Genomic DNA, 26,704 nt, shown 5'->3' with positions numbered 1-26,704 from the left:
CGTTTTCGTGACCGAATACGATGACGTTGTTGCCGAGCTGGAAATCGACGCTACGATCGACCTCCAGCGGATCGAGAAGGCCGTCCGCGAGATCCTGATCGCGGTCGGCGAGGACCCGGACCGCGAGGGCCTGCTGGACACCCCGAAGCGGGTCGCCCGGTCCTACGCCGAGATCTTCGCCGGCCTGCACCAGGATCCGTCGGACCTGCTCGCCACCACCTTCGACCTCGACCACGAGGAGATGGTGCTGGTCAAGGACATCCCCTTCTACTCGACGTGCGAGCACCACCTGGTGCCGTTCCACGGCTCCGCCCACATTGGCTATATCCCGTCGCATGACGGTAAGGTGACGGGGCTGAGCAAACTGGCCCGGCTGGTGGAGATCTACGCCCGCCGGCCGCAGGTGCAGGAACGGCTCACTACCCAGATTGTGGAGGCGCTCGTGGAACACCTCGAGCCCAAGGGCGCCATCGTCGTGATCGAGTGCGAGCACATGTGCATGTCCATGCGCGGAGTGCGCAAGCCCGGAGCCCGGACCGTCACCTCGGCCGTCCGCGGCCAACTGCGGGAACAGGCCACACGGGCCGAGGCCATGAGCCTGATCATCGGCCGCTGACGAAGGCCAAGAAACAGAAACGGTAGAGATTGATGGATTCACTCGCTGCAGTCCCCGGAACGGGACCGGCTACTTCCCCGCTGCCCGTGGTGCGCAAGGCCCGCGGCCCCAAGAACTTTGCGGACCTGCCCACGGACCGCTGCGTGGTCATGGGGATCCTCAATGTCACGCCGGATTCCTTCAGCGACGGCGGCCAGTTCGTCGCCGCGGACAAAGCCATCGCGCAGGGCCTCAAGCTGCTGTACGGCGGGGCGGACATCATCGACATCGGCGGCGAGTCCACCCGACCCGGCTCGCAGCCGGTGTCTCCGGAAGAGGAGCAGGCCCGGATCCTGCCGGTCATCGAGGCCCTCGCGAAGGCGGGCGCACTCATCAGCGTGGATACCAAGAACGTGGACACCGCGGCCAAGGCCCTGGACGCCGGGGCCGGCATCATCAACGACGTTTCCGGCATGACTTATGACCCGCAGATGCCGGCGCTGATCGCCGAGCGCAAGGTGCCGTACGTGCTCATGCACAGCCGCGGCGACGCCCGGCACGATGACCCGAAGGCCAAGTACGACGACGTCGTGGCCGAGGTCCTTGCCGAGCTGACCGAGCTGCGGGACAAGTTCGTGGCGGCCGGAGTGGCGCCGGAGCTGCTGATCCTGGATCCGGGCCTCGGCTTCTCGAAGAACGGCGAGCACAACTGGGCCCTGCTGCGCGCCCTGCCTGAATTCACCAAGCTCGGCCACAAGGTCCTGGTCGCCGCCTCCCGCAAGCGCTTCCTGGGCAGCCTGCTCTCCGAAGCGGGCAAGGCCGCCGCGCCCGCGGAGCGTGACAATGCCACCCTGGCGATTTCCGCCCTGTCCGCGGCCAACGGCGCCTGGGGCGTGCGCGTGCACGACGCCGGTGCGAGCCTTGACGCGGTCAAGGTTGTGTCCGTCTGGGCAGGGTAAGGGCGGTGCCGATGGCAGCCGGAACCGCCCGCAGGGACATTATCGCGCTCTCCGGCATCACCGCCGTCGGTTATCACGGGGTATTCGACCATGAACGCCGGGACGGCCAACCATTCACCGTGGACGTCGCCCTGCACACGGATATCCGTGCGGCAGCCGCCAGCGATGATCTGGCCGACACGGCCAACTACGGCGTCCTGGCCGAGGGCGTCCAGGCGATCATCACCGGCGAGCCGGTCAACCTGATCGAAACCCTGGCCGAGCGGATCGCCGACTACGTGCTCGCCGGTTTCCCCGTGGCGGCCGTCGAAGTAACAGTGCACAAGCCCAAGGCTCCCATCGAGGTGCCCTTCGGCGACGTCACCATCACGATCTTCCGGGAGCGGGCATGAGCGTCAAAGCAGTCCTGGCGCTGGGCAGCAACCTCGGCGAACGCAGCGACACCCTCTCCCACGCGGTGGCGGACCTCGTGGACACGCCGCGGGTGCGCCTCTGCGCCGTCTCGCCGGTGGTCCAGACCAAGTCCGTGGGCGGCCCGGACCAGCCGGACTACCTGAACATGGTGATCGAGGTGGAAACCGACCTCGGACCCCACGAGCTGCTGGCGCACTGCCAGGCGGTCGAGAATAAGCACCACCGCACGCGCGAAGTGCGCTGGGGGCCGCGTACGCTGGACGTAGATATCATCACGTATGGGGATCTGACCATGGATGAGCCGACCCTGACCATCCCGCATCCGAGGGCGCACGAGCGGGCGTTCGTGCTCCAGCCGTGGGCCTGGATGGACTCGCACGCCGCCTTGGGCGGGGTGCCGGTCGGAGAACTGGCCGCGGCTGCCGAAGACCTGGACGGTCTGGCGCCCTTCGAACCGGGACGTTGACAGCTAGCTAAGGGGCACGGGGATTGTGAGGACCATCAAGTACAGCTGGCTGGCAATCATTGCCCTCTGTGCCGGCGTGCTGGGCTGGCTGACGAACCTGCTGACCATTCGCAACGGGCTCCCCGTGCCCGTCCTGCACCTCAGCTCCCTGGCGACGATGGCCGCCGTCGTCCTCTTTACCCTGATCCTCGGCCTGAAGGTGCGCAGCTGGCGCAACGGTAAACGCGAGAAGCCGCTGGACCCGATCCTCGCCGCCCGCACCCTCGTGCTCGCGCAGGCCTGCGCCTACGCCGGTTCCCTGCTGCTCGGCTGGCACGCCGGGATCCTGGTGGACCAGCTGGTACTGCTTGCCTTCCGCCCCGCGTCGGAGGTGTTCCTGCAGGTGCTGGCTATGATGGGCGGTGGCCTGGTCATGGTCGTCGTCGGCCTGGTCGTCGAGCGGTTCTGCAAGCTGCCACCCGAGGACCCGGAGGCGTCTGAGCGGGAGCGCCGGTCGGCCGAGGGGGAGGGGGAGTATGCGTAGCGAGCCCATCGATCCGGAAGGCATCAGCTGGATCCGCATCTCGCCGAAGTTCATCACCGTCCAGCTGATTGGCTGGGCGATCGGCGCCGTCATCGTCGTCGCGCTGGCCAGCGTGCCGCTGGTGCTCCTGCTGGTCGGCGTCTGGCCGGGCTTTCCAGCCTGGCTGGCGTGGACCCTCAGCGTGGGTACCCTGCTGGTCAACCTGTGGATGGGCGTGCTGATCCCGCGCCAGGTGCGGGCCATCGGATACGCCGAGCGGGACGAGGACCTGCTGATCCGCCGCGGCATCTTCTTCCAGCGCGTCATGGTGGTGCCGTACGGCCGGATGCAGTATGTGGACGTCGCCGTCGGGCCGCTGGAGCGCGCCTTCGGCCTCGCCTCGGTGAAGCTGCACACCGCGTCGCCGCAGACCAACGCGGCCATTCCGGGAGTCCCAGCCGCGGAGGCCGCCCGCCTCCGCGAGCAGTTATCCGCGCGAGGACAGGCAAGGCTGGCCGGGCTGTGACCGAGCCGCTGGGACCGGGACCCGAGGTCCCGGCGTCGTCCGGTCCCACCCGTGACGTCCCGCTGGTGCCGGACCACGAAGACCGCTGGCACCGGGTCCATCCGATCTCGCCGCTGGTGCGGGGCTGGCTGGCGCTGGCCGCCATCGCCTACTTCTTCGGGCGCGACTGGTTCGAGTCCATCTTCAGCGGCGAACCGGTCTGGCTGCTCGCCGAGGGCCGCGGCTTCGTGGCCGGCGCCATCCTCCTCGGAGTCCTGCTGCTGCTGGTCGGCGGATTCCTGCTGTCCTGGTGGTTCACGCGCTACCAGGTCACGCGGGAACACGTGCGGGTCAACTCAGGCATCGTGTTCCGCCAGCACCGCCAGGCGAGGCTGGACCGGGTGCAGGCCATCGACGTGATCCAGCCGCTGCTCGGGCGGATCTTCGGGCTGGCTGAACTGAAGTTCGAAGTGGCCGACGCCGGCGAATCGGCCGTGCGGCTGGCCTACCTTCCGCTCGCCTCGGCCCAGCAGCTGCGCGCCACGATCCTGGCCCGGGCCTCCGGGGCGGAGACCGATCCGGAGCATCCCGACGAGATCCATGAGGCGCCGGAGCATCCGGTGCTGGCGATTCCCGCCCCCCGGGTCGTCGGTGCCGCGCTGCTTTCGGGATCAACGGCCGCGCTCGCCATCATGGTCGTGGTGATCGGCGCCGGCTTCGCCGTGGGCCACGCTCTGGACTGGAGCAGCAGCAGCGTGATCCTGTCCGCCCTGGTGCCCGGTCTGATTGCCGTGCTCGCCGGCTACTGGAGCGTGTTCACCACGGCCTACAACTTCCGCGCCGCCGTTTCCCCGGACGGCATCCGGCTGCGCTACGGCCTGCTGGAGACCCGGGCGCAGACCGTCCCGCCCGGGCGCGTCCAGGCCGTCGCCGTCACGCAGCCGCTGCTCTGGCGGTTCAAGGACTGGTACCGGATCAAGGTCAACGTGGCCGGGTACGGCGTCAGTGCGGAGAACGCAGGCGCGCGCACCACGCTGCTGCCGGTGGGCAGTCGCGAGGACGTCATGCAGATGCTCGCCCTCGTGCTGCCGGACCCCGGCACCGAAGATCCGTTCGGCGTCTTCGGCGCGGGCCTCGCAGGCAAGGATAACGACGGCGGCTTCGTCACCTCCCCGCGCCGGGCGCGGTGGCTGTCCTTCTTTACTTGGCGCCGCAACGGCTTCGCCGTCACGCGGACGGCACTGCTGGCCCGCTCGGGACGGCTCTGGCGCAGCCTTGCCGTGGTGCCGCATGAGCGGACCCAATCGATGGCGCTGCATCAGGGCCCGCTGGCCCGTCGGCTCAGGGTCGCGGACCTGCAGCTGCACACCACCATGGGACCCGTCAGGCCCGTCGTGTACCAGATGGACATCGCGACGGCCCGACTGCTCTTCGACGAACAGGCCGCCCGGGCCGCGGCCGCCCGCCGGCACAGCCTTCCCGAGCGCTGGCTCGAGCACCGGCCGGAATACCCTGGCCAGCCGGACCAGCAAGCCGTCGGCCTCGCCGGACAGGAGCAGGATGAACAGCACTAGACCGGGACGACTGGGCATCGGCGTGATCGGAGCCGGCAAGGTCGGCGCCGTCCTCGGGGCCGCACTGCGCGCCGCGGGACACGCCGTCGTCGGTGTTTCCGCCGTGTCGGAGGACAGCCGCGAACGGGCGGAACTCCTGCTTCCTGGAGTACCGGTGCTGGAAATCCCGGACATTGTCGAGCGGGCCGAGCTGGTGCTGCTCGCCGTGCCGGACGATGCCCTGCCGGAGCTGGTGGCCGGGCTGGCGGAGACGGGCGCCTGGCAGCCGGGCCAGCTGATCGCGCACACCTCCGGACGCCACGGCGTGGACGTGCTCGCGCCGGCCCGCGCGAAGGGCGCGATCGGCCTGGCCATCCACCCGGCCATGACGTTCACCGGCATGAGCCTGGACCTGACGCGGCTCACCGACTGCGCCTTCGGCGTGACCGCCCCGGCAACGATGCTGCCGATCGCCCAGGCCCTGGTCGTGGAGATGGGCGGCGAACCCATCGTGATCGAGGAGCAGGACCGGCCGCTCTACCATGCGGCCCTCGCCCACGCGTCGAACCACTTGGTCACCATCGCGGCGCAGTCGGCGCAGCTGCTGCGCAGCGCCGGGGTGGAACGGCCGGACCGTTTGCTCAGCGCCCTGATGCGGGCCTCCCTCGAGAACGCGCTGGCCGCCGGCGAGGCGGCATTAACCGGTCCGGTGGCCCGCGGCGATGCCGGCACCGTGCAGGCGCACCGCCAGGCGCTGCTCGACTACGAGCTGGAGCACGCCGGCACGGACATCCGCCAGACCTACGAAGAGCTGGCCCGGGCCACTGCCAAGCGCGCGCTGGCCCGCGGGCGGCTGAAGGAACGCCAGGCGGCGCAGATCCTCGACATCCTCAACCCCCAGACCCCTCCGGAGGAGAAACAGTGACCCGCAGACCGGTCCTAGCGCGCACGTATGCCGAACTGAATGCCGCCAGTGCAGAGCTGCTGGGCAGGGCGGCGGCGTCGCACCACGCAGGGCACACGAGCCTAGGCTTGGTGCCGACGATGGGAGCGCTGCACGAGGGCCACGCCGCCCTGGTGAGGAACGCGCGCGAGGCGAACGACGTCGTCGTTGTTTCCATCTTCGTGAACCCCCTCCAGTTCGGCGAGGCCGCGGACCTGGAGCGCTACCCGCGGAACCTGGAGTCCGACCTCGACCTGCTGGAAGCCTGCGGGGCGGACATTGCGTTCGCGCCTCTGGCGGACGAGGTGTACCCCGGCGGCGAGCCGATGGTGCGGATCTCCTCGGGAGCGCTGGGCGCCAAATTCGAGGGAGCCTCGCGGCCGGGACATTTCGACGGCGCCCTCACCGTGGTCGCCAAGCTGCTGCACTACGGACTGCCTCCGGTGCCGGCGGACTACCGGGCGTACTTCGGGCAGAAGGATGCCCAGCAGCTGGCCTTGGTCCGCCGAATGGCCGCGGACCTGGACTTCCCCGTGGAGATCGTCGGGGTGCCGACGGTGCGGGATGCCGATGGACTTGCCCTCTCCAGCCGCAACCGTTTCCTCACTCCGGAGCAGCGCACCGCCGCGCTCGTGCTCCACCGCAGCCTGAGCTATCTGAAGGAGCAGGCGGACCGCCACGAGCCGCTGGACGTCGAGGGTGCATTGGCGATGATCCGCTCGGTTCTGCAGGTTGACCTGGACTATCTGGAGGTCGTCGATCCCGACAGCCTCGAGCCGCTGGCCTTCAACTGCCAGGACACGCCGTTCACCGGCGAAGCGCTGGCTTTGATCGCTGCGCGGGTCGGCGACGTGCGGCTGATCGACAACGTCAGGCTGGGCTGACCCGCTCAAATAGGCCGCTGCTGAACACACCCGGTACCCTTAAGTACCGTGACCACACATAATCCCCCCACCCCTTCCGCGGAACCAGTCGACGTTTCCGAGCAGATGCGCGTGCGCATGGACAAGCGCGCCAAGCTGCTTCAGGACGGGGCGGACCCCTATCCGGTCGGCGTCGAGCGCACGCACTCGCTGACCGAAATCAGGGAAAAGCATGGTCACCTCGAAGCGGACGAAACCACCGGCGACATCGTCGGTGTGGCCGGCCGCGTGGTCTTCGTACGCAACACCGGCAAGCTGTGCTTCGCGACGCTGCAGGAGGGCAACGGCACCCGGCTGCAGGCGATGCTGAGCCTCGCGAACGTGGGTGAGGAACAGTTGGCCGCCTGGAAGCACCTGGTGGATCTGGGTGACCATGTCTTCATCCGCGGCGAGGTCATCTCTTCCAGGCGTGGCGAGCTTTCTGTCATGGCCGAATCCTGGTCCATGGTCTCGAAGGCGCTGCGGCCGATGCCCGTGCTGCACGCGGACCTGAATGAGGAGACCCGGGTCCGGCAGCGCTACCTGGACCTGATGGTTCGCGACGAGGCGCGCCAGATGGTCTACACCCGCGCGTCGGTGATCCGGTCTATCCGCGAAACGCTGCACGGCCGCGGTTACGTCGAAGTCGAGACCCCGATACTGCAGCTCGTGCACGGCGGTGCCGCCGCGCGTCCATTCGAAACGCATTTGAATGCCTTCGACCAGAAAATGACACTGCGCATCGCCACGGAGCTTTACCTGAAGCGCGCCGTGGTTGGTGGCATCGACCGGGTATTCGAGATCGGCCGGATCTTCCGCAACGAAGGCGTTGATTCCACCCACAGCCCGGAATTCACCACGCTGGAAAGCTACGAGGCGTATGCCGATCAATTCGTCATGGCCGACCGCATGAAGGAAATGATCCTCAATGTGGCGGATGAACTGGGCACGCGAATCATCGAAACCGAGAACGGGACGATTGACCTTAACGGCGAATGGAAGTGGCTTGGAGTTTATCCGGGCCTCTCCGAAGCGGTTGGAATTGAAATCACGCCCGAAACCAGCGGTGCAGTGCTGCGCGAAATAGCCAGGAAGCATGGCCTGAAGGCGGAGCCCCAGTGGGACCGGCAGAAGCTGGTTATCGAACTGTTCGGGGAAATCGTCGAACCCCACCTGCTCCAGCCGACGTTCGTTTACGATTACCCGCCGGCTGCCCAGCCGCTGGCCCGCGCGCACCGGAGCGAACCGAATTTGATCGAGGCCTGGGACCTGATCATCGGCGGAATGGAACGCGGAACAGCCTTCACCGAACTGATCGATCCCGTCATCCAGCGCGAGCGGCTGACCGAGCAATCGCGCAAGGCTGCGTCCGGCGACCACGAGGCCATGCAGCTGGATGAGGACTTCCTGCGGGCCCTCGAGTACGGCGCGCCGCCCATGGGCGGCATCGGCCTGGGAATCGACCGGCTGGTCATGTTGTTTACCCAGACAGGGATCCGCGAGACGATCCTCTTCCCGCTGCTGAAACCGGAATTGGGTTAAGACGATGGAATATCTTTGGGTGCTGGCTCCGTCCACCGGCGTGGGCCTCATTTTCTACTTTGCCATGAAGGCAGTGTTCAACGCGGACCGGAGAGAACGCGAAGCATTGGCCGAGGCCGAGCGTGAAGCCGCGGGCGGAGCCGAATAGGGCAATAATCAGCATTTGGATTATGGGGTTGGCATTCTAGCCGGCCCCTTAATCTGTTAACTGGCCCTGCCGCGTCTTACCCGGCCGCCTGCGCCTCGGCTGAATCCACAAAGCCATTGCCGTATGTTGCGCGCAATTGCCTGATTAGGCAATAATCAAATTGGTTTCGGGGAGACCAGGGGGATTTCAGAAAGCTCAATATAAAGGAGCCACCGTGGCGCAGGAAGTAAAAGTAATTCTCGTTGACGATCTTGAAGGCGGGACTGCGGATGAAACGGTGCGTTTCTCCCTGGACGGCAACAATTTCGAAATCGATCTTTCCACCGAGCATGCACAGCAGCTCCGGGACGCCCTGCAGCCGTTCGTCGCGAAGGCCCGCAAGGCCCAGCCCCGCGGCGGCGCCAAGCTGAAGGCTGTCTCATCCAGCCGCACGCAGGATGCCTCGGCTGTCCGCGCCTGGGCCCGCGAAAACGGCTACACCGTCAGCGACCGCGGCCGAGTGCAGTCGGAAATTCTCGAAGCCTACCGCCGCGCACACGGAGCCTGAGCGGAACGTCACTGTTTGGGTGCGCATTATCCCTTCGGCGAACAGGCATCCCAATCGGAGGATCGGCACGTAGCATCAAAGTACGCAGTAGCTAGGAGTGTGCGAGATGTTTGAGAGATTTACCGACCGTGCCCGTCGCGTTGTCGTGCTGGCTCAAGAAGAAGCCCGCATGCTCAACCACAACTACATCGGGACCGAACACATCCTCCTCGGGCTCATTCACGAGGGCGAGGGTGTGGCGGCAAAGGCGCTGGAATTCCTCGGCGTCTCGCTGAACGGCGTCCGCGAGCAGGTTCAGGAGATTATTGGCCAGGGCCAGCAGGCCCCCAGCGGCCATATCCCGTTCACGCCGCGTGCCAAGAAGGTCCTGGAGCTCTCGCTGCGGGAGGCCCTGCAGCTGGGGCACAACTACATCGGTACCGAGCACATCCTGCTCGGCCTCATCCGCGAGGGTGAAGGCGTTGCCACCCAGGTCCTGGTCAAGCTCGGCGCGGATCTGAACCGCGTGCGCCAGCAGGTCATCCAGCTGCTCTCCGGCTACCAGGGCAAGGAACCTGTGTCGGCCGGCGGGCAGCAGCAGGAGGGCGCACCGGCCGGTTCCGTGGTGCTCGACCAGTTCGGCCGCAACCTCACGCAGGCGGCGCGGGAATCCAAGCTGGATCCGGTGATCGGCCGCGAGCACGAGATGGAACGCGTCATGCAGGTCCTCTCGCGCCGCACCAAGAACAACCCGGTGCTGATCGGCGAGCCCGGTGTCGGTAAGACGGCCGTCGTCGAAGGCCTGGCACAGGCCATTGTGCGGGGCGATGTCCCGGAGACCATCCGCGATAAGCAGCTCTACACCCTGGACTTGGGCTCTCTGGTCGCGGGCTCCCGCTACCGCGGTGATTTCGAGGAGCGGCTGAAGAAGGTCCTCAAGGAAATCCGTACCCGCGGCGATATCATCCTCTTCATCGACGAGATCCACACCCTCGTTGGAGCGGGCGCGGCCGAAGGCGCGATCGACGCTGCATCGATCCTCAAGCCGATGCTGGCGCGCGGGGAACTGCAGACCATCGGTGCCACCACGCTGGATGAGTACCGCAAGCACATCGAGAAGGACGCGGCCCTTGAGCGGCGGTTCCAGCCGATCCAGGTCAACGAGCCTTCGGTGGACCATGCCGTGCTGATCCTCAAGGGCCTGCGCGACCGTTACGAGGCGCACCACCGGGTATCTATTACCGACGGTGCCCTGGACGCCGCTGCGCACTTGGCGCACCGCTACATCTCGGACCGTTTCCTGCCGGACAAGGCGATCGACCTGATCGACGAGGCCGGCGCCCGCCTGCGCATCCGCCGGATGACCGCGCCGCCGGAGCTGAAGGAAATCGATGAGAAGATTTCCGAGCTGAAGAAGCAGAAGGAATCTGCCATCGATGCCCAGGACTTCGAAGGTGCCGCTTCCCTGCGCGACAAGGAAAGCAAGCTGCAGAACGAGCGTGCAGCGAAGGAACGTGCCTGGAAGTCCGGCGACCTGGATGAAATCGCCGAGGTTGACGAAGACCTGATCGCAGAGGTGCTGGCCAATTCCACCGGCATCCCGGTGTTCAAGCTGACCGAGGAAGAGTCCAGCCGCCTGATGCACATGGAGGCCGAACTCCACAAGCGCGTCATCGGCCAGGACGAGGCCATCAAGGCCATCTCGCAGGCTATCCGCCGCACCCGTGCCGGCCTGAAGGACCCGAACCGCCCGTCCGGTTCCTTCATCTTCGCCGGCCCGACCGGTGTCGGAAAGACGGAGCTGGCCAAGGCGCTGGCGGAGTTCCTCTTCGGTGAAGAGGACGCCCTGATCACCCTTGACATGTCCGAGTACTCCGAGAAGCACACCGTTTCCCGGCTGTTCGGCGCACCTCCCGGCTATGTCGGCTACGAAGAAGGCGGCCAGCTGACCGAAAAGGTCCGCCGCCGTCCGTTCTCGGTGGTGCTGTTTGACGAGGTTGAGAAGGCCCACGCGGACCTGTTCAATTCGTTGCTGCAGATCCTCGAGGATGGCCGCCTGACGGACAGCCAGGGCCGGGTCGTGGACTTCAAGAACACCGTCATCATCATGACCACCAACCTTGGTACCCGCGACATCTCCAAGGGCGTCATGACGGGCTTCCAGTCCGGCACGGATACCAAGACCGGCTACGAGCGGATGCGTGCCCGGGTCCAGGATGAGCTTAAGCAGCACTTCCGCCCCGAGTTCCTCAACCGCGTGGACGATACGGTGGTGTTCCCGCAGCTGACCGAGGAAGAGATCGTTCAGATCGTTGACCTGTTCGTCACCCGCCTGCAGAAGCGCCTGGCGGAGAAGAACATGAAGATCGACCTGACGCCTGCTGCCAAGGTCCTGCTGGCCAACCGCGGCTACGATCCGACGATGGGTGCCCGCCCGCTGCGCCGGACCATCCAGCGGGAAGTCGAGGACCAGCTCTCGGAGAAGATTTTGTTCGGCGAGATCCACTCGGGCGAAATTATCCACGTGGATGTCGATGGCGAGGGCGACGGCGCAAAGCTGGTCTTCACCAGCACCGGTGCCCCCAAGGCCATCGAAGAAGCTCCGGAGACGCCTGCTCTGTCCCAGTAAGAAACATCTGGCTATTGCGTCAGCGAGGGTCCCGCCATACCGGCGGGGCCCTCGCTGCTGTTGGCGGGGTTTTTGGGGGTGTGGGGTGTGGGTTTGCGGTTTGGGGTGGGGGCGTGTAATGTTTTCTGAGCCGCCGCCGCGGGGCCGGGTTTTGTTCCGGTGGGTGTGCAGGTCGGCGAATTCCATTTCTTTTCCTGGTTTTGATGGTTTTGTGCTGTCGCGGGGTTTGGGTGGGGCGTGATGCCGGTGGGCGGATCGGGCCGGGAACGGCCGGTTTGCGAAGTGCCGGTGGATCGGGTAAGTTAGGAAAGTTGCTCCGGAGCGATGGAGGGCCTCTTGTGGGGGTTCTGCTGGTGCCGGGTGCTCCTGTTGTTTGAGAACTCAATAGTGTGCCAAGTTTGTTGATACCAATTGTTTTATTGGTTGAATTATTGTCGTGGTGTGCCACCCCCGTGGTGTGCTGCGATGTTTTTTAGCCTGGATTTGAATTTTGTGCATGCCTGGCCGCCAATTTTCCTTGGTGGCGGGTGTGTGTCTGTTTGAACATTAACGGAGAGTTTGATCCTGGCTCAGGACGAACGCTGGCGGCGTGCTTAACACATGCAAGTCGAACGATGATCCGGTGCTTGCACCGGGGATTAGTGGCGAACGGGTGAGTAACACGTGAGTAACCTGCCCTTGACTCTGGGATAAGCCTGGGAAACCGGGTCTAATACCGGATATGACTCTTCACCGCATGGTGGGGGGTGGAAAGATTTTTTGGTTTTGGATGGACTCGCGGCCTATCAGCTTGTTGGTGGGGTAATGGCCTACCAAGGCGACGACGGGTAGCCGGCCTGAGAGGGTGACCGGCCACACTGGGACTGAGACACGGCCCAGACTCCTACGGGAGGCAGCAGTGGGGAATATTGCACAATGGGCGCAAGCCTGATGCAGCGACGCCGCGTGAGGGATGACGGCCTTCGGGTTGTAAACCTCTTTCAGCAGGGAAGAAGCGGAAGTGACGGTACCTGCAGAAGAAGCGCCGGCTAACTACGTGCCAGCAGCCGCGGTAATACGTAGGGCGCAAGCGTTGTCCGGAATTATTGGGCGTAAAGAGCTCGTAGGCGGTTTGTCGCGTCTGCTGTGAAAGCCCGGGGCTCAACCCCGGGTCTGCAGTGGGTACGGGCAGACTGGAGTGCAGTAGGGGAGACTGGAATTCCTGGTGTAGCGGTGAAATGCGCAGATATCAGGAGGAACACCGATGGCGAAGGCAGGTCTCTGGGCTGTAACTGACGCTGAGGAGCGAAAGCATGGGGAGCGAACAGGATTAGATACCCTGGTAGTCCATGCCGTAAACGTTGGGCACTAGGTGTGGGGGACATTCCACGTTTTCCGCGCCGTAGCTAACGCATTAAGTGCCCCGCCTGGGGAGTACGGCCGCAAGGCTAAAACTCAAAGGAATTGACGGGGGCCCGCACAAGCGGCGGAGCATGCGGATTAATTCGATGCAACGCGAAGAACCTTACCAAGGCTTGACATGGGCCGGATCGCCGCAGAAATGCGGTTTCCCTTCGGGGCCGGTTCACAGGTGGTGCATGGTTGTCGTCAGCTCGTGTCGTGAGATGTTGGGTTAAGTCCCGCAACGAGCGCAACCCTCGTTCTATGTTGCCAGCGCGTGATGGCGGGGACTCATAGGAGACTGCCGGGGTCAACTCGGAGGAAGGTGGGGACGACGTCAAATCATCATGCCCCTTATGTCTTGGGCTTCACGCATGCTACAATGGCCGGTACAAAGGGTTGCGATACTGTGAGGTGGAGCTAATCCCAAAAAGCCGGTCTCAGTTCGGATTGAGGTCTGCAACTCGACCTCATGAAGTCGGAGTCGCTAGTAATCGCAGATCAGCAACGCTGCGGTGAATACGTTCCCGGGCCTTGTACACACCGCCCGTCAAGTCACGAAAGTTGGTAACACCCGAAGCCGGTGGCCTAACCCCTTGCGGGAGGGAGCCGTCGAAGGTGGGACCGGCGATTGGGACTAAGTCGTAACAAGGTAGCCGTACCGGAAGGTGCGGCTGGATCACCTCCTTTCTAAGGAGCGCCTCGGATCTTTTGCGTGCCGGTCTGTGTGCCGGTGGCGGGGGTCTGCAGGAGAGCCCGTTGCGGATGCGTTTGTCATCCGGCGGGTGCTCGAGGGTGGAATATCAGCGGATAGGCGGCCCTGTTGTGGTCTGTTGGGTGTGAGTACGGTGCCTTCTTTTTTTCGTAAAGAGGGGGTGCGGGGAAAGCGCGCCGGCGGGCTGCGGGGGTTGTTGTTTGGCACACTGTTGGGTTTTGAGGCAACAGGGCCGGTTCCTTTTTTGGGGGGCCGGTGTCTGGTTGTTTCGGTTTTCCTGCATGTCCTGGTCCGGGTTTGTGTCGTGGTGTTTGTGCCGCGGGGCGGGTTCCGGGGGAGGGGTGTGACGGGGTTGTTGTTTGAGAACTACATAGTGGACGCGAGCATCTTATAAATGACGCAATTTTTGTGAACCTGGATCTTTGGGTCCGTGGTTCTCTCGAGAATGCTGATTTGATCTTTGTGGTCAAGTTTTTAAGAGCACACGGTGGATGCCTTGGCATCAGGAGCCGAAGAAGGACGTGGGAATCTGCGAAAAGCCTGGGGGAGTCGATAACCGGACCGTGATCCCAGGATGTCCGAATGGGGAAACCCCGCCCGGCGCGCGAGTGACCGGGTGACCCGCATCTGAACACATAGGGTGCGTGGAGGGAACGCGGGGAAGTGAAACATCTCAGTACCCGCAGGAAGAGAAAACAATAGTGATTCCGTTAGTAGTGGCGAGCGAACGCGGACGAGGCCAAACCGGTCCATGTGTGATAGCCGGCGGGCGTTGCATGGCCGGGGTTGCGGGACTTTCCGTTGCTGTTCTGCCGGACAGCTGAAGTGAGTGCGGGTGCATAGGTGAACGGTCTTGAAAGGCCGGCCGGAGAAGGTGTTAGCCCTGTAACCGTAATGTATGCCGCCGCTTGGAGAGGATCCCAAGTAGCACGGGGCCCGAGAAATCCCGTGCGAATCTGCCAGGACCACCTGGTAAGCCTGAATACTACCTGATGACCGATAGCGGACAAGTACCGTGAGGGAAAGGTGAAAAGTACCCCGGGAGGGGAGTGAAACAGTACCTGAAACCGTGTGCTTACAATCCGTCGGAGCAGTCTTGTTACTGTGACGGCGTGCCTTTTGAAGAATGAGCCTGCGAGTTAGTGTTACGTCGCGAGGTTAACCCGTGGGGGGAAGCCGTAGCGAAAGCGAGTCTGAACAGGGCGATGCAGTGGCGTGATCTAGACCCGAAGCGGAGTGATCTACCCATGGCCAGGTTGAAGCGACGGTAAGACGTCGTGGAGGACCGAACCCACTTCAGTTGAAAATGGAGGGGATGAGCTGTGGGTAGGGGTGAAAGGCCAATCAAACTCCGTGATAGCTGGTTCTCCCCGAAATGCATTTAGGTGCAGCGTTGCGTGTTTCTTGCCGGAGGTAGAGCTACTGGATGGCCGATGGGCCCTACAAGGTTACTGACGTCAGCCAAACTCCGAATGCCGGTAAGTCAGAGCGCAGCAGTGAGACTGTGGGGGATAAGCTTCATAGTCGAGAGGGAAACAGCCCAGACCACCAACTAAGGCCCCTAAGCGTGTGCTAAGTGGGAAAGGATGTGGAGTTGCCCAGACAACCAGGAGGTTGGCTTAGAAGCAGCCACCCTTGAAAGAGTGCGTAATAGCTCACTGGTCAAGTGATTCCGCGCCGACAATGTAGCGGGGCTCAAGTACACCGCCGAAGTTGTGGCATCCGCGTATTTTTCCAAGCCTTCGTGGTTCAGGAGCGTGGATGGGTAGGGGAGCGTCGTGTGGGCGGTGAAGCCGCGGTGTAAACCAGTGGTGGAGCCTACACGAGTGAGAATGCAGGCATGAGTAGCGAAAGACGGGTGGGAAACCCGTCCGCCGAATGATCAAGGGTTCCAGGGTCAAGCTAATCTGCCCTGGGTAAGTCGGGACCTAAGGCGAGGCCGACAGGCGTAGTCGATGGACAACGGGTTGATATTCCCGTACCGGCGAAAAACCGCCAATACCGAGCCGGTGATACTAACCGCCCAAACCGTGCATGTGTGCCCTTCGGGGCCGGTGTGTGCGGGGCGCGCGGGACCTGATCCGGGGAGGTAAGCGTATTAACAGGTGTGACGCAGGAAGGTAGCCAGGCCGGGCGATGGTTGTCCCGGTCCAAGGGTGTAGGGCGAACGGTAGGCAAATCCGCCGTTCATAAGCCTGAGACCTGACGGGACCCCCGTACGGGGGGATCTGGTGATCCTATGCTGCCGAGAAAAGCATCGACGCGAGGTTTTAGCCGCCCGTACCCCAAACCGACACAGGTGATCAGGTAGAGAATACCAAGGCGATCGAGAGAATTATGGTTAAGGAACTCGGCAAAATGCCCCCGTAACTTCGGGAGAAGGGGGGCCCCAACCTTGAACCGCCCGCGCGGCGGGGAGGGGATCGGGGCCGCAGAGACCAGGGGGAAGCGACTGTTTACTAAAAACACAGGTCCGTGCGAAGTCGCAAGACGAGGTATACGGACTGACTCCTGCCCGGTGCTGGAAGGTTAAGAGGACCGGTTAGCCCCTTTGGGGCGAAGCTGGGAATTTAAGCCCCAGTAAACGGCGGTGGTAACTATAACCATCCTAAGGTAGCGAAATTCCTTGTCGGGTAAGTTCCGACCTGCACGAATGGAGTAACGACTTCCCCGCTGTCTCAACCATAAACTCGGCGAAATTGCACTACGAGTAAAGATGCTCGTTACGCGCAGCAGGACGGAAAGACCCCGAGACCTTTACTATAGTTTGGTATTGGTGTTCGGTGTGGCTTGTGTAGGATAGGTGGGAGACTGTGAAACCCGGACGCCAGTTCGGGCGGAGTCATCGTTGAAATACCACTCTGGTCACTCTGGACATCTAACTTCGGCCCGTAATCCGGGTCAGGGACAGTGCCTGATGGGTAGTTTAACTGGGGCGGTTGCCTCCTAAAGAGTAACGGAGGCGCCCAAAGGTTCCCTCAGCCTGGTTGGCAATCAGGTGGCGAGTGTAAGTGCACAAGGGAGCTTGACTGTGAGAGAGACATCTCGAGCAGGGACGAAAGTCGGGACTAGTGATCCGGCGGCACATTGTGGAATGGCCGTCGCTCAACGGATAAAAGGTACCTCGGGGATAACAGGCTGATCTTGCCCAAGAGTCCATATCGACGGCATGGTTTGGCACCTCGATGTCGGCTCGTCGCATCCTGGGGCTGGAGTAGGTCCCAAGGGTTGGGCTGTTCGCCCATTAAAGCGGTACGCGAGCTGGGTTTAGAACGTCGTGAGACAGTTCGGTCCCTATCCGCTGCGCGCGCAGGAAATTTGAGAAGGTCTGTCCTTAGTACGAGAGGACCGGGACGGACGAACCTCTGGTGTGTCAGTTGTACTGCCAAGTGCACCGCTGATTAGCTACGTTCGGATTGGATAACCGCTGAAAGCATCTAAGCGGGAAGCCGGCTTCAAGATGAGATTTCCATCCCCGCAAGGGGGAGAGGCCCCCAGCCAGACCACTGGGTTGATAGGCCGGATGTGGAAGCAGGGACTAACGACCTGTGAAGCTGACCGGTACTAATAGGCCGATAACTTACACCACACTAAACAATGAGTGCTACGCGTCCGCTATGTGGTTCCCAGACAACAACCGTCGTCCAGGGAAAACACCATAATTGAATAACGTCCAGTCACCACGCAGGTACTGGCCGTAACCCGAACACTTCACACCCCCGGCAACCACCAGGGGGGCGTGAGAAAGAGTTACGGCGGTCATAGCGCGGGGGAAACGCCCGGTCCCATTCCGAACCCGGAAGCTAAGACCCGCAGCGCCGATGGTACTGCACCCGGGAGGGTGTGGGAGAGTAGGTCACCGCCGGACACAACCACCACGATGAGGGGCACCGCCAACGACGGCGGCGCCCCTCACCGCTTTAACCACCCCACACCACACAAGCCACACCACCCCGGGCTCCCGCCGCACCCGCCGGCCGGAGCCCACCGCCATTTAACGGGCCCGCTGTGCGACTGTCGGACGCGTTCAGCCGGTCCTGCGGCTAGGGTTACGTCATGGCGTCTTCCCTGTTTTCCCATGCTCCAGAGCCTTCCGACCCCGGCAAGCCGGCGGCACCGATCATTTGCGAGGTGTCCGTTCCACACCCGCGGGAGCAGGCCTTCGAAGGCTTCACCGAGCTGATCCATCTTTGGTGGCCGATAGATGACTACGGCGTATTCGGGGAGGGATCGCATCTTGAGTTCGAGGGGCGGGTGCTGGCAGAGACCTCCGACCGGGACGAGGTCGAGATCTGGGCGGACATCCTGGAGTGGCAGCTTGGCGCGCTGATCCAGCTCTCCTGGCATCGGGGCTCCGGCCCGTCGGCAGCCAGCCGGCTTGAGGTGGCGTTTGAAGCGGACGGGCCCGAAAGTTCTACCGTCCGGCTGGTCCATTCCGGGTGGGAGAATGTCCCGGCTGGCGGAGCTGCACGTGAGGAGTACGCCGGCGAGTGGCCGGAGATTCTGGCGAAGTATGCTCGTTTCATGGGTGGCATACGCTCCAGTGTGCGGACGATCCCGCCGGGTCCCTGAGCCGTCGGGGCAGGCAGGCAAGGAGCTGCGTCGCCGTGCGGAGCCAGGGCGTCCGCGAAAGCGGCAGGGCGCCGTCGTCGTTATTGATGAGGACTTGGGCGAGGAGGCCATGTATTTCATGAGCGAGTTGATGATTGAGTCGCTGCGGGCGGCGTTGCCGGCGGAACGCTTCAGCACGAGCGAGGATGTACTTGCGTCCTACGCGGTGGACCAGGGGCCTGTGCTGGATCGCTGGCTGCCCGCGGCCGTGGTCTGGGCCGAAAGTATCGAGGATGTCCAGGCTGTGATGCGGCTGGCGGATCGGCATGGTGTTCCGGTAGTGTGCCGCGGTGCGGGAACCGGCCTTTCCGGCGGGGCGCACGCGACTTCTGGCTCCGTGGTCCTGAGTCTCGAGCGGATGAACCGGATTCTGGAGATCCACCCGGAGGACGAGGTAGCGCGGGTCGAGCCGGGGGTGATCAACGCAGACTTGAATGCGGCGGCAGCCAAGCACGGCCTGATGTATGCCCCGGACCCGGCCAGCTACAAGCTGTCCACGATCGGCGGCAACATCGCTACGAATGCTGGCGGCTTGCGATGCGCCAAGTACGGGGTGACCAGAGAATCCGTGCTTGGACTGGACGTTGTCCTTGCCGATGGCTCGCTGATCAGCACGGGGCGACGGACCTTCAAAGGGGTCGCGGGATACGATCTGACCGGGCTGTTTGTGGGTTCGGAGGGGACACTGGGCGTGGTGGTCGGGGCAACCCTCCGCCTCCGCTATCTGCCAACGGATGTGCAGACGATCGCGGCGTTCTTCCCCGAAGTGACCACGGCCGCCGCGGGAGTGCTGGCGGTCGGGAAGGCGCGGGTGCAGCCGTCGATCATGGAACTGCTCGACGGCCACACCTTAGCCCAGCTGGACCAGGACCAGGGATCGGACCTGCGCCGGCGCGGCGGGGCTCTGCTGCTGATCCAGACAGATGGATACGGCGCCGGGGCCGAAGCAGCGATCATCCGCAGCGTGCTCGCGGAGCTGGGGGCCACGGTGACGGCCGAGATCAGCGAGGAGGCAGTGCAGCTGGTGGAACTGCGGCGGCACAGCCGCGGCTCGGAGATCGACGACGTATTCCGCGTCGGCGAGGACGTGGCGGTACCCCGATCGCAGCTGGTGCACTATATCGCCGAGCTGGAACGGATCGCAGCCGAGCGGGGCGTCGGGCTGAAAGTGGTGGCGCACGCCGGCGACGGCAACCTGCATCCTATGTTCTGGGTGCCGGCGGGGCAGTCGGAGAAGATCCCGGTCCTGGACGCAGCGCTGGACGAATCGATCGAAGTCGGATTGCGGCTCGGCGGGACGATCACCGGGGAGCATGGCGTGGGGCAGTACAAGCTGCGGTGGCTGCCGCTGGAGCAGCGCGAGGAGGTGCTCGAATTGCAGCGCGGAATCAAAAAACTATTCGATCCGAAGGACTTGCTGAACCCGGGCAAGGCGTTGCCGGGGCGGGTGGAACCCCAGGTTTCCTGATGGGCCGGCGGGCGGCGACGCCTGACGGCTGTCGCCGTCGTCGTTAGCGCGTAGGCTGGGAAAGTGCGGAAAGAGACTCTGTGGGAAGCCCAGAAGCGTAAGAACCCGGGCCATTCAGCATGGTACATCCAGCGGTTCGAGGCGATGCGTTCGGAAGGCATGGACCTCCATGGCGAGGCGCGCATGATTGATGCGATGGCCGGCCGGGGAAGCCGGATACTCGACGCCGGGTGCGGTCCGGGACGGCTGGGCGGCGAGCTCGCCGGTCGCGGGCACGACGTGGTCGGGGTCGACGTCGATCCGGAGCTGATCGCGGCGGCCGGCAAGGACCATCCCGAGGTGCGGTGGCTGGTGGGAGACCTGGCCGAGCTGGATCTGCAGGCCCAGGGCATCGCGGAGCCATTCGACCTGATCATCAGCGCCGGGAACGTGCTGACGTTCCTGGCCCCCGGCACGGCGCCCGAGGTCCTGGTGCGGCTGGCACGTCACCTGGCGCCCGCCGGGCGGCTGGTGACTGGTTTCGGCGCGGGCCGGGGCTATGAATTCGAGGTCTTTTTGAAGGACGCCGCGGGTGCCGGGCTCGCCGTGGACCACCTGTTTTCCACGTGGGACCTGCGGCCGTTTTCACCGTCGTCGGACTTCCTCGTGGCGGTCTTCAGCCGGGCAAGCTAGGAGCGCTATTCGGCGTCGTCGTAGTCGGCCAGGCCGGGACCGGCCGCCCCGGGGTCGAGGATGATGGCGGCTTCATCCCGCCGGTGCCGCAGCACGTCGTCCAGGTAGGCCTGCAGCGCTTCAGCGAGCGGCACGTTGCGGTGCTGCGCCTCGGAGATGTACCAGCGGTGCTCGAGTACCTGGTGGACCACTTCGGCCGGTTCGAGTTTTCCTGAAAGTTCGCGCGGGATGGACTTCACGATGGGCTCGAAGACGTGGGTGACCCACTCGTGGGCCGCCAGCTCCTCATCCTGCGCAGTGCTGGTGTCCGTCCGGTAGGCATCGATGTCGTTGAGCAGCCTGCGCGCCTGGTTCTCCTGCACGTCAAGGCCCGTCAGCCGCAGCAGCCGCCGCTGGTGGTGTCCGGCGTCGACGACTTTCGGCTGGAGCTGCACCTCGGACCGGCCCGGGGCGGTCAGGATGGAGTACTCCTCCACATCGAATCCGAGCTCGTTGAGCCTGCGGATGCGGGCGTTGATCCGCCAACGCTGGCCGAACTCGAAGGACTCCCGCTCGGTCAGCGCGGCCCAGAGATTCCGGTAGCTTTCGATGATGCGTTCGCTGACGGCAATCGGGTCCACGGCCTCCTCGACCAGGCCGCCCTCGATGAGGTCCATCAGCTCGCCGGCAATGTTGACCCGGCCGACCTCCAGGTCATATTCGCGCTGCCCTTTGGAGAGCTCGGGATAGAGCTCGCCGGTTTCCGCGTCCACCAGGTAGGCGGCGAAGGCGCCGGCGTCCCGGCGGAAGAGCGTGTTGGACAGGGAGACGTCGCCCCAGTAGAAACCGAGCAGATGCAGCCGCACCAGCAGCAGGGCCTGGGCATCGATCAGCCGCGTCAGGGTGGCGCGGCGAAGGGTCTGGGAGAACACGGCCCGGTACGGCATGGAAAAGCGAAGGTGGCGAGTGACCAGCGCCGGCTTGAGGTCCTCGCCGGCGGAATTGCGCCGCCCGGCGACGATCGCCAGCGGTTCCACGCAGGGCACGGCCAGCCTCTGCAGCTTGCGCAGCATGTGGTACTCATGGCGCGCCACATGCTCGCTGGTTTCCTTCACTGCAATGACGGAGCCGCCCAGGTGCGCGAACCGGACCACATGCCGCGAAATGCCGCGCGGAAGAGCAGCCAGGTTGTGCACCGGCCACTCTTCCAGCGCCACATGCCACGGCAGGTCAAGGAGCTCCTCGTCCGTCGTGGCGGACGTGATGCTCAGGGGACCCAGCCGCGCCGCTTCTGAAGGCCCGCTGCGCCGCGGCAGCTTGCCCATCTGGCGGAAGTCCGTGGGTTCGTTCTGCCAGTTGGCGTCCATGGGCATCCCGGCTCCGGCCAGGCGTCAGGCCTGGCCGCTCGTCTCCACGGTCCGCTCCAGATCCGCCAGCGACGCCTGAGGCGTGGCCGGATCGTGGCCGCCGAGCCGCAGACCGGTCTGCGAGTCGAACAGGTGGACATGGCCCGGCTTGGGCCGGACGAACACCGTGGTGCCGGCGGTCGGAGGCCGCCTGCCGTCGGTTCGTCCGGTGATGTCGTGCCGCACCCCGTCGATCGTGGTGTGTCCGTAGACGTAGGCGTCGGCGCCGAGTTCCTCGACCACGTCGACGGCGACCTCGAGCCCCTGGCCGTCCTCGGCGCGTTCCAGGTCCTCGGGGCGCACGCCCAGGGAAACGGTCTTGCCGTGGGCTTCGCCGAGCACGTTCCGCGGTACCGGGTAGACGGCCCCGCCGAACTGCACGCCGCCCTCGGTCACGGGCAGTTGCAGCAGGTTCATGGCCGGCGAGCCGATGAACCCGGCCACAAACACGTTTGCCGGCTGGTCGTAGAGGTTGCGCGGGGTGTCGACCTGCTGCAGGATCCCGTCCTTGAGGACGGCCACCCGGTCACCCATGGTCATGGCCTCGACCTGGTCGTGGGTGACGTAGACCGTGGTGACGCCGAGGCGGCGGGTCAGCGAGGCGATCTGCGTGCGGGTCTGGACACGAAGCTTCGCGTCAAGGTTGGACAGCGGCTCGTCCATCAGGAACACCTGCGGGGACCGCACGATCGCGCGACCCATGGCGACGCGCTGGCGCTGGCCGCCGGAGAGCGCCTTGGGCTTGCGGTCCAGGTACGGCTCAAGGTCCAGCAGTCTGGCCGCTTCCTCGACCCGGCGGCGGCGCTCGTCCTTGTCGATGCCGGCGATCTTGAGCGCGAAGCCCATGTTGTCCGCGACGGACATGTGCGGGTAGAGCGCGTAGTTCTGGAACACCATGGCGATGTCCCGGTCCTTCGGCGGTACATCGGTGACCTCGCGGTCGCCGATCAGGATCCGGCCTCCGTTGACGTCTTCGAGGCCCGCAAGCATGCGCAGCGAGGTGGATTTTCCGCAGCCGGACGGGCCCACCAGGACCAGGAACTCGCCGTCGGCGATCTCCAGGTTCAGCGCGTCCACCGCCGGTTTTTCCGTTCCCGGGTACAACCGGGTAGCACGATCGAACGTTACCGTTGCCATGTCGTTTCCCTTCACGGGCAGGTACGTGCCCGACGATCCGTGGTGAAGTGGTAATTCAGTTGTGTGTGCTCAGTATTGCACGCCGGATTCAACGGCGGTACGGCGCAGCTCGGACAGGGCCTCCAGTACACGGGTGAAATCCTCTGGGGAACCCACCCGGTGGGCGGCCCGGGAGGTGCCCGGTCCGATACGGATGCCGAGGTCCTGAGGGCCCAGGGCCCCGATGGCGTCCTCGTCCGTGACATCGTCGCCGGCAAAGACTACCGCCGTGGCGCCGGTGACCCCGCGCAGCAATTCGATGCCCTGTCCCTTGTCCGAGCTGATCACGGAAGTTTCCAGCACCCGCTTGCCGTCCTTCAGATGCACTCCGGCGATGGCGGTCAATTGTTTCCGCGCGCTCTCGGTGGCGGCAAGGGCCACGTCGTCGTCCGCCGTACGGGTGTGGAGCACGACGCCGGCAGGCTTGGCTTCCAGCCGGGTGCCGGGGTGGGTCGCAACAACGCTTTCGACGACGGCGGTCGCCTCCCGCAGCGCCAGCGCCTGGGCGTCATCGAGGGTCAGGGCGGGACTGTCCGGTCCGGTGAAGACTTCGGCGCCGTGGGAGCCGATCAGCAGCGTTTCCTCGCCGGGCGAGGCGACGACCCGGAGGCTGTCCAGAGCGCGCCCGGAAATGAAGGCGGTGTAGGTCCGGGGTAGGGCGGCGAGTTCCTGCACTGCGGCGGCGGATCCCGGCAGGGGGCGGGCATGCTCGGCGCGTTCGACGATCGGGGCGAGGGTGCCATCGAAGTCCAGTGCGACCAGCAGCCGCTGGGTTCGGCTGACCGACCGCAGCGCTTCCAGCAGCTCCGGGGCGAGTCCGTCGTTCACTGTTCTTCTCCCTCGGGCTCTGCCCCGGGTCCGGCCTGCAAGGCTCGCAGGAAGCTTTGCGACCAATGTTCGACGTCGTTCTGCAGCACCTGCCGGCGCATGGTCCGCATCCGCCGGGTCGCTTCGCCGGGGGAGATGTTGATTGCCCGCATCACGGCATCCTTGAGTCCGTCGATATCGTGCGGGTTCACCAGGAGAGCCTGTTTCAGGTGGTCGGCCGCCCCGGCAAATTCGCTCAATACCAGTGCGCCGTTGACCCCCGTGCGGGAGGCCACGTACTCCTTTGCCACCAGGTTCATGCCGTCGCGCAGGGCGGTCACGAGCATGACATCGGCGGCGAGGTACAGGGCCACCATTTCTTCCTTCGGGTAGCTATGGTGCAGGTACCGGATGGCCGTATTGCTGAGCGTGTCGTACGTCCCGTTGATCCGGCCGACGGAGGCTTCGATTTCCTCGCGCAGCAGGCGGTAGGACTCCACCCGCTCGCGGCTGGGACTGGCGACCTGGATCAGAGCCGCGTCCTCGACCGTGACCTGGCCGTCCTCAAGGAGCTCGCCGTAGGCCTTGATCCTGTGCCCGATGCCTTTGGTGTAGTCCAGCCGGTCTACGCCGAGCAGTACGGTCTTGGGATTGCCGAGCTCTTCGCGGATCTGCCGAGCGCGTTCGATGACGTCGGGACGGTGGGCCAGCTCGTTGATCTGGGCCACGTCGATGGAGATCGGGAAGGCGCCGGCCCGGCAGATGCGGGTGCCGGATTCCGACTTGATATTTACGTGCTGGGATTTGATGGGATGGCCAGTAAAGCGGCGGACGCAGCGCAGGAAGTTGCTTGAGTCGCTGGGCCGCTGGAAACCCAGGAGATCAGCTCCGAGCAGGCCCTCGATCACTTGGCGGCGCCACGGCAGCTGCGCGAATATCTCCAGCGGCGGGAACGGGATGTGGTTGAAGAAGCCGATTTTCAGGTCCGGGCGCTGTTCGCGCAGCAGTTTGGGAACCAGCTGCAGCTGGTAGTCCTGCACCCAGACGGTGGCGCCGTCGGCCGCGACCTTTGCGGTGGCATCCGCGAACCGCTGGTTGACCCTCTTGTAGCACTCCCACCAGGTCCGGTGGAACTCCGGCGGGGCGATGACGTCATGGTAGAGCGGCCACAGCGTCGCGTTGGAAAACCCCTCATAGTAGAGTTCGACGTCGTCGTCGCTCATGGGAATGGGTACCAGGCGCATGTCGTCGTGGTCGAACGGGTCAAGTACCTCATTGGCGGACCCGGGCCAGCCGATCCAGGCTCCATCGGTCTTGGCCATCACCGGGGCGAGTGCGGTTACGAGGCCGCCGGGCGAACGGCGCCAGGAGGTGCCGCCGTCGTCCTCCTGCACGCGGTCCACCGGCAGTCGGTTGGAGACTACGATGAAGTCGTATTGCCCGTAGTCAGAGCCCTCCGGTTCCGCGTCCAATGATGTTGGCTTAGTAACCATATGACTCTCCTGCTAGTTGTGAATCCTGCCATTGACTCTATAAGACCGGAACCAACGGCAGACTCCGGTGCGTTAATTAACAATGGAACCGCCGGCACGCTGCGCGGTACCGTTAGACCGTTGTAGTTTCAACAAAACTGTCCCAGAGGGCGGCCGCCACGGTGCCCGAAGACCGAAAGACTTGAGGACTTATGGCAAGCCAGAACACACCGAGGCCCACCAAGGCCGAGCGCACCGCGGAGGCACGCGAAAAAGCCCGCCAGATGCGTGAGGCCGAGCAGCGGAAGCAGAAGCGCAATTCGCTGCTGGTGCGCTGGGGTGTTGTGGCCGCAGTCGTGGCGATCGTGGCGATCATCGCCGTCGTTGTCGCCACCAACCAGCGCGGCGACTTCCCCGACGCAGGCTCCACGCCCGCACACGGCAACAAGTACGGCGGGATCACGCTGACGTCCAGCACCGAACTGGCCGCCACCGATGCCGCCACGGTGGACTCGACCACGGTGGATCCGGAGGCCAAACCCCCGGCCGTGCCCAGCGGCGTCGCCGCAGCGCCCAAGGGCGATCCCGCGCAGATCGTGGTCTATGTAGACGCGGCCTGCAGCCACTGCGCCGAGTTCGAAGCCGCCTATGCGGACCAGCTCAAGACGTGGCTCGACAACGGAGATGCCACGGTTGAGTACCGTGCCGTAGCCTTCCTGGACCAGCCGGCCACCGGAAACTACTCCTCCCGCGGGGCCAACGCGATGGCCTGCGTCGCCAACACCTCGCCCAAGAGCTTCCTGCCCTTCGTGGAAGCCATCTTCGAGCGCCAGGTTCCGACCGGCATGGACAGCGACGAACTGGCCAGCCTTGCCTCCGAGGTCGGGGCGGGCGGCGCCGAGAGCTGCATCCAGGACGGCACCTACCGCCCGTATGCCAAGCACGCCGACGCGCTCGCCCGCGCCGAGGGTGTCGGCGGCACGCCGGCCGTCTATGTCGACGGCAAGGTGTGGGACAACACCGGCGACTTCGTCGAGTTCGCCCAGCCGATCCTGGATGCCCGCGCGTAACCAGGCACGCGTCCCGGGCGGGCGCCGCGGTTTCACGCCGGGCGCCCGCCTGGGCTAACCTTATCTAGCTGGTTTGTTCCAGCGCCGCTGGTTCACCGCCAGCCCGCCTCCTTAGCTCAGTTGGCCAGAGCACCTGTCTTGTAAACAGGGGGTCGCCGGTTCGAATCCGGCAGGGGGCTCCACCAAGCCTTGAGCCGCGGCTGCCGGCGACGGATCGACACAACCACCACCGTGAGCGCGGCGGCGATGGTGACCGCGGCTACT

At 64.6% G+C, this 26,704-nt stretch carries 21 protein-coding genes, 1 tRNA gene and 3 rRNA genes; 21 read left to right on the top strand and 4 right to left on the bottom strand.

The features are described from left to right. Window positions 1-7 precede the first annotated feature (7 nt). The 19 genes from folE to OC550_RS12920 all read left to right on the top strand — a co-directional run bounded on the left by folE (window position 8) and on the right by OC550_RS12920 (window position 20,530). On the top strand, window positions 8-616 hold the full coding sequence (folE, locus tag OC550_RS13010) for a GTP cyclohydrolase I FolE (protein WP_262106179.1): 609 nt from the start codon (window positions 8-10) through the stop codon (window positions 614-616). 32 nt (window positions 617-648) lie between these two features. Then, window positions 649-1,554, top strand: a complete 906-nt coding sequence (gene folP / locus OC550_RS13005; protein ID WP_262106178.1) for a dihydropteroate synthase — start codon at window positions 649-651, stop codon at window positions 1,552-1,554. An 11-nt stretch (window positions 1,555-1,565) separates the two neighbouring features. Next, window positions 1,566-1,946 (top strand): dihydroneopterin aldolase, encoded by a 381-nt coding sequence (gene folB, locus OC550_RS13000; protein ID WP_262106177.1) that lies wholly within the window; start codon window positions 1,566-1,568, stop codon window positions 1,944-1,946. Further along, window positions 1,943-2,434, top strand: a complete 492-nt coding sequence (folK, locus tag OC550_RS12995) for a 2-amino-4-hydroxy-6-hydroxymethyldihydropteridine diphosphokinase (protein ID WP_262106176.1) — start codon at window positions 1,943-1,945, stop codon at window positions 2,432-2,434. The genes folB and folK overlap by 4 nt, the downstream gene beginning before the upstream one ends. 25 nt (window positions 2,435-2,459) lie before the next feature. Next, the gene (locus OC550_RS12990) at window positions 2,460-2,957 is read left to right on the top strand and encodes a DUF3180 domain-containing protein (protein WP_262106175.1); all 498 of its coding nucleotides are present in this window, start codon (window positions 2,460-2,462) and stop codon (window positions 2,955-2,957) included. Then, the gene (locus tag OC550_RS12985) at window positions 2,950-3,462 is read left to right on the top strand and encodes a PH domain-containing protein (protein WP_262106174.1); all 513 of its coding nucleotides are present in this window, start codon (window positions 2,950-2,952) and stop codon (window positions 3,460-3,462) included. Before OC550_RS12990 ends, OC550_RS12985 begins: the two co-directional genes overlap by 8 nt. Beyond that, window positions 3,459-5,015 (top strand): PH domain-containing protein, encoded by a 1,557-nt coding sequence (locus tag OC550_RS12980; protein WP_262106173.1) that lies wholly within the window; start codon window positions 3,459-3,461, stop codon window positions 5,013-5,015. Before OC550_RS12985 ends, OC550_RS12980 begins: the two co-directional genes overlap by 4 nt. Beyond that, complete coding sequence (locus tag OC550_RS12975; RefSeq protein WP_262106172.1) at window positions 5,002-5,919, top strand: Rossmann-like and DUF2520 domain-containing protein; 918 nt, start codon at window positions 5,002-5,004, stop codon at window positions 5,917-5,919. The genes OC550_RS12980 and OC550_RS12975 overlap by 14 nt, the downstream gene beginning before the upstream one ends. A gap of 56 nt (window positions 5,920-5,975) precedes the next feature. Then, window positions 5,976-6,821: a pantoate--beta-alanine ligase gene (panC, locus tag OC550_RS12970; RefSeq protein ID WP_262106346.1), complete on the top strand. Its 846-nt coding sequence runs from the start codon at window positions 5,976-5,978 to the stop codon at window positions 6,819-6,821. Window positions 6,822-6,926: 105 nt separating this feature from the next. Beyond that, a complete protein-coding gene (gene lysS, locus OC550_RS12965) occupies window positions 6,927-8,381 on the top strand; it encodes a lysine--tRNA ligase (protein WP_262106345.1) in 1,455 nt (484 codons plus the stop codon). A gap of 4 nt (window positions 8,382-8,385) precedes the next feature. Beyond that, window positions 8,386-8,529 carry a hypothetical protein gene (locus OC550_RS12960; RefSeq protein WP_262106171.1) on the top strand — a complete coding sequence of 48 codons (144 nt, stop codon included), beginning with the start codon at window positions 8,386-8,388 and terminating at the stop codon, window positions 8,527-8,529. Window positions 8,530-8,743: 214 nt separating this feature from the next. Next, window positions 8,744-9,076 carry an Lsr2 family protein gene (locus OC550_RS12955; protein ID WP_262106170.1) on the top strand — a complete coding sequence of 111 codons (333 nt, stop codon included), beginning with the start codon at window positions 8,744-8,746 and terminating at the stop codon, window positions 9,074-9,076. A gap of 106 nt (window positions 9,077-9,182) precedes the next feature. After that, window positions 9,183-11,684: an ATP-dependent Clp protease ATP-binding subunit gene (locus OC550_RS12950; protein ID WP_262106169.1), complete on the top strand. Its 2,502-nt coding sequence runs from the start codon at window positions 9,183-9,185 to the stop codon at window positions 11,682-11,684. Window positions 11,685-12,230: 546 nt separating this feature from the next. Then, window positions 12,231-13,754, top strand: a 16S ribosomal RNA gene (locus tag OC550_RS12945). Between the two features lie 489 nt (window positions 13,755-14,243). Beyond that, window positions 14,244-17,368 (top strand): 23S ribosomal RNA (locus OC550_RS12940). Between the two features lie 162 nt (window positions 17,369-17,530). After that, window positions 17,531-17,647 (top strand): 5S ribosomal RNA (rrf, locus tag OC550_RS12935). Together the 16S, 23S and 5S rRNA genes form the textbook arrangement of a ribosomal RNA operon. A 263-nt stretch (window positions 17,648-17,910) precedes the next feature. Continuing rightward, complete coding sequence (locus OC550_RS12930) at window positions 17,911-18,351, top strand: hypothetical protein (protein ID WP_262106168.1); 441 nt, start codon at window positions 17,911-17,913, stop codon at window positions 18,349-18,351. 118 nt (window positions 18,352-18,469) lie between these two features. Next, complete coding sequence (locus OC550_RS12925; protein WP_262106167.1) at window positions 18,470-19,858, top strand: FAD-binding oxidoreductase; 1,389 nt, start codon at window positions 18,470-18,472, stop codon at window positions 19,856-19,858. Between the two features lie 63 nt (window positions 19,859-19,921). Next, window positions 19,922-20,530: a bifunctional 2-polyprenyl-6-hydroxyphenol methylase/3-demethylubiquinol 3-O-methyltransferase UbiG gene (locus OC550_RS12920; protein WP_262106166.1), complete on the top strand. Its 609-nt coding sequence runs from the start codon at window positions 19,922-19,924 to the stop codon at window positions 20,528-20,530. A gap of 5 nt (window positions 20,531-20,535) precedes the next feature. Here OC550_RS12920 and OC550_RS12915 read toward each other — a convergent pair whose 3' ends face one another. From OC550_RS12915 to OC550_RS12900, 4 genes are all read right to left on the bottom strand, one after another. After that, a complete protein-coding gene (locus OC550_RS12915) occupies window positions 20,536-21,876 on the bottom strand; it encodes a DUF4032 domain-containing protein (protein WP_262106165.1) in 1,341 nt (446 codons plus the stop codon). A gap of 24 nt (window positions 21,877-21,900) precedes the next feature. Beyond that, window positions 21,901-23,052, bottom strand: coding sequence for an ABC transporter ATP-binding protein (locus tag OC550_RS12910; RefSeq protein WP_262106164.1), 1,152 nt, complete (start codon window positions 23,050-23,052; stop codon window positions 21,901-21,903). Window positions 23,053-23,121: 69 nt separating this feature from the next. Next, window positions 23,122-23,919, bottom strand: a complete 798-nt coding sequence (otsB, locus tag OC550_RS12905; protein ID WP_262106163.1) for a trehalose-phosphatase — start codon at window positions 23,917-23,919, stop codon at window positions 23,122-23,124. Further along, the gene (locus OC550_RS12900) at window positions 23,916-25,391 is read right to left on the bottom strand and encodes a trehalose-6-phosphate synthase (RefSeq protein WP_262106162.1); all 1,476 of its coding nucleotides are present in this window, start codon (window positions 25,389-25,391) and stop codon (window positions 23,916-23,918) included. The genes otsB and OC550_RS12900 overlap by 4 nt, the downstream gene beginning before the upstream one ends. Before the next feature lie 191 nt (window positions 25,392-25,582). On the opposite strand from OC550_RS12900, the gene OC550_RS12895 reads away from it, so the two are divergent. Beyond that, complete coding sequence (locus OC550_RS12895) at window positions 25,583-26,440, top strand: DsbA family protein (RefSeq protein WP_262106161.1); 858 nt, start codon at window positions 25,583-25,585, stop codon at window positions 26,438-26,440. Window positions 26,441-26,545: 105 nt separating this feature from the next. Beyond that, window positions 26,546-26,622: transfer RNA gene (locus OC550_RS12890), tRNA-Thr, on the top strand. Window positions 26,623-26,704 lie beyond the last annotated feature (82 nt).

It is taken from the genome of Arthrobacter sp. Marseille-P9274, from assembly GCF_946892675.1.
Classification (GTDB): domain Bacteria; phylum Actinomycetota; class Actinomycetes; order Actinomycetales; family Micrococcaceae; genus Crystallibacter.
The sequence above is the reverse complement of the archived record's forward strand: the minus strand, read 5'-3'. Positions and strand labels throughout refer to the sequence as shown.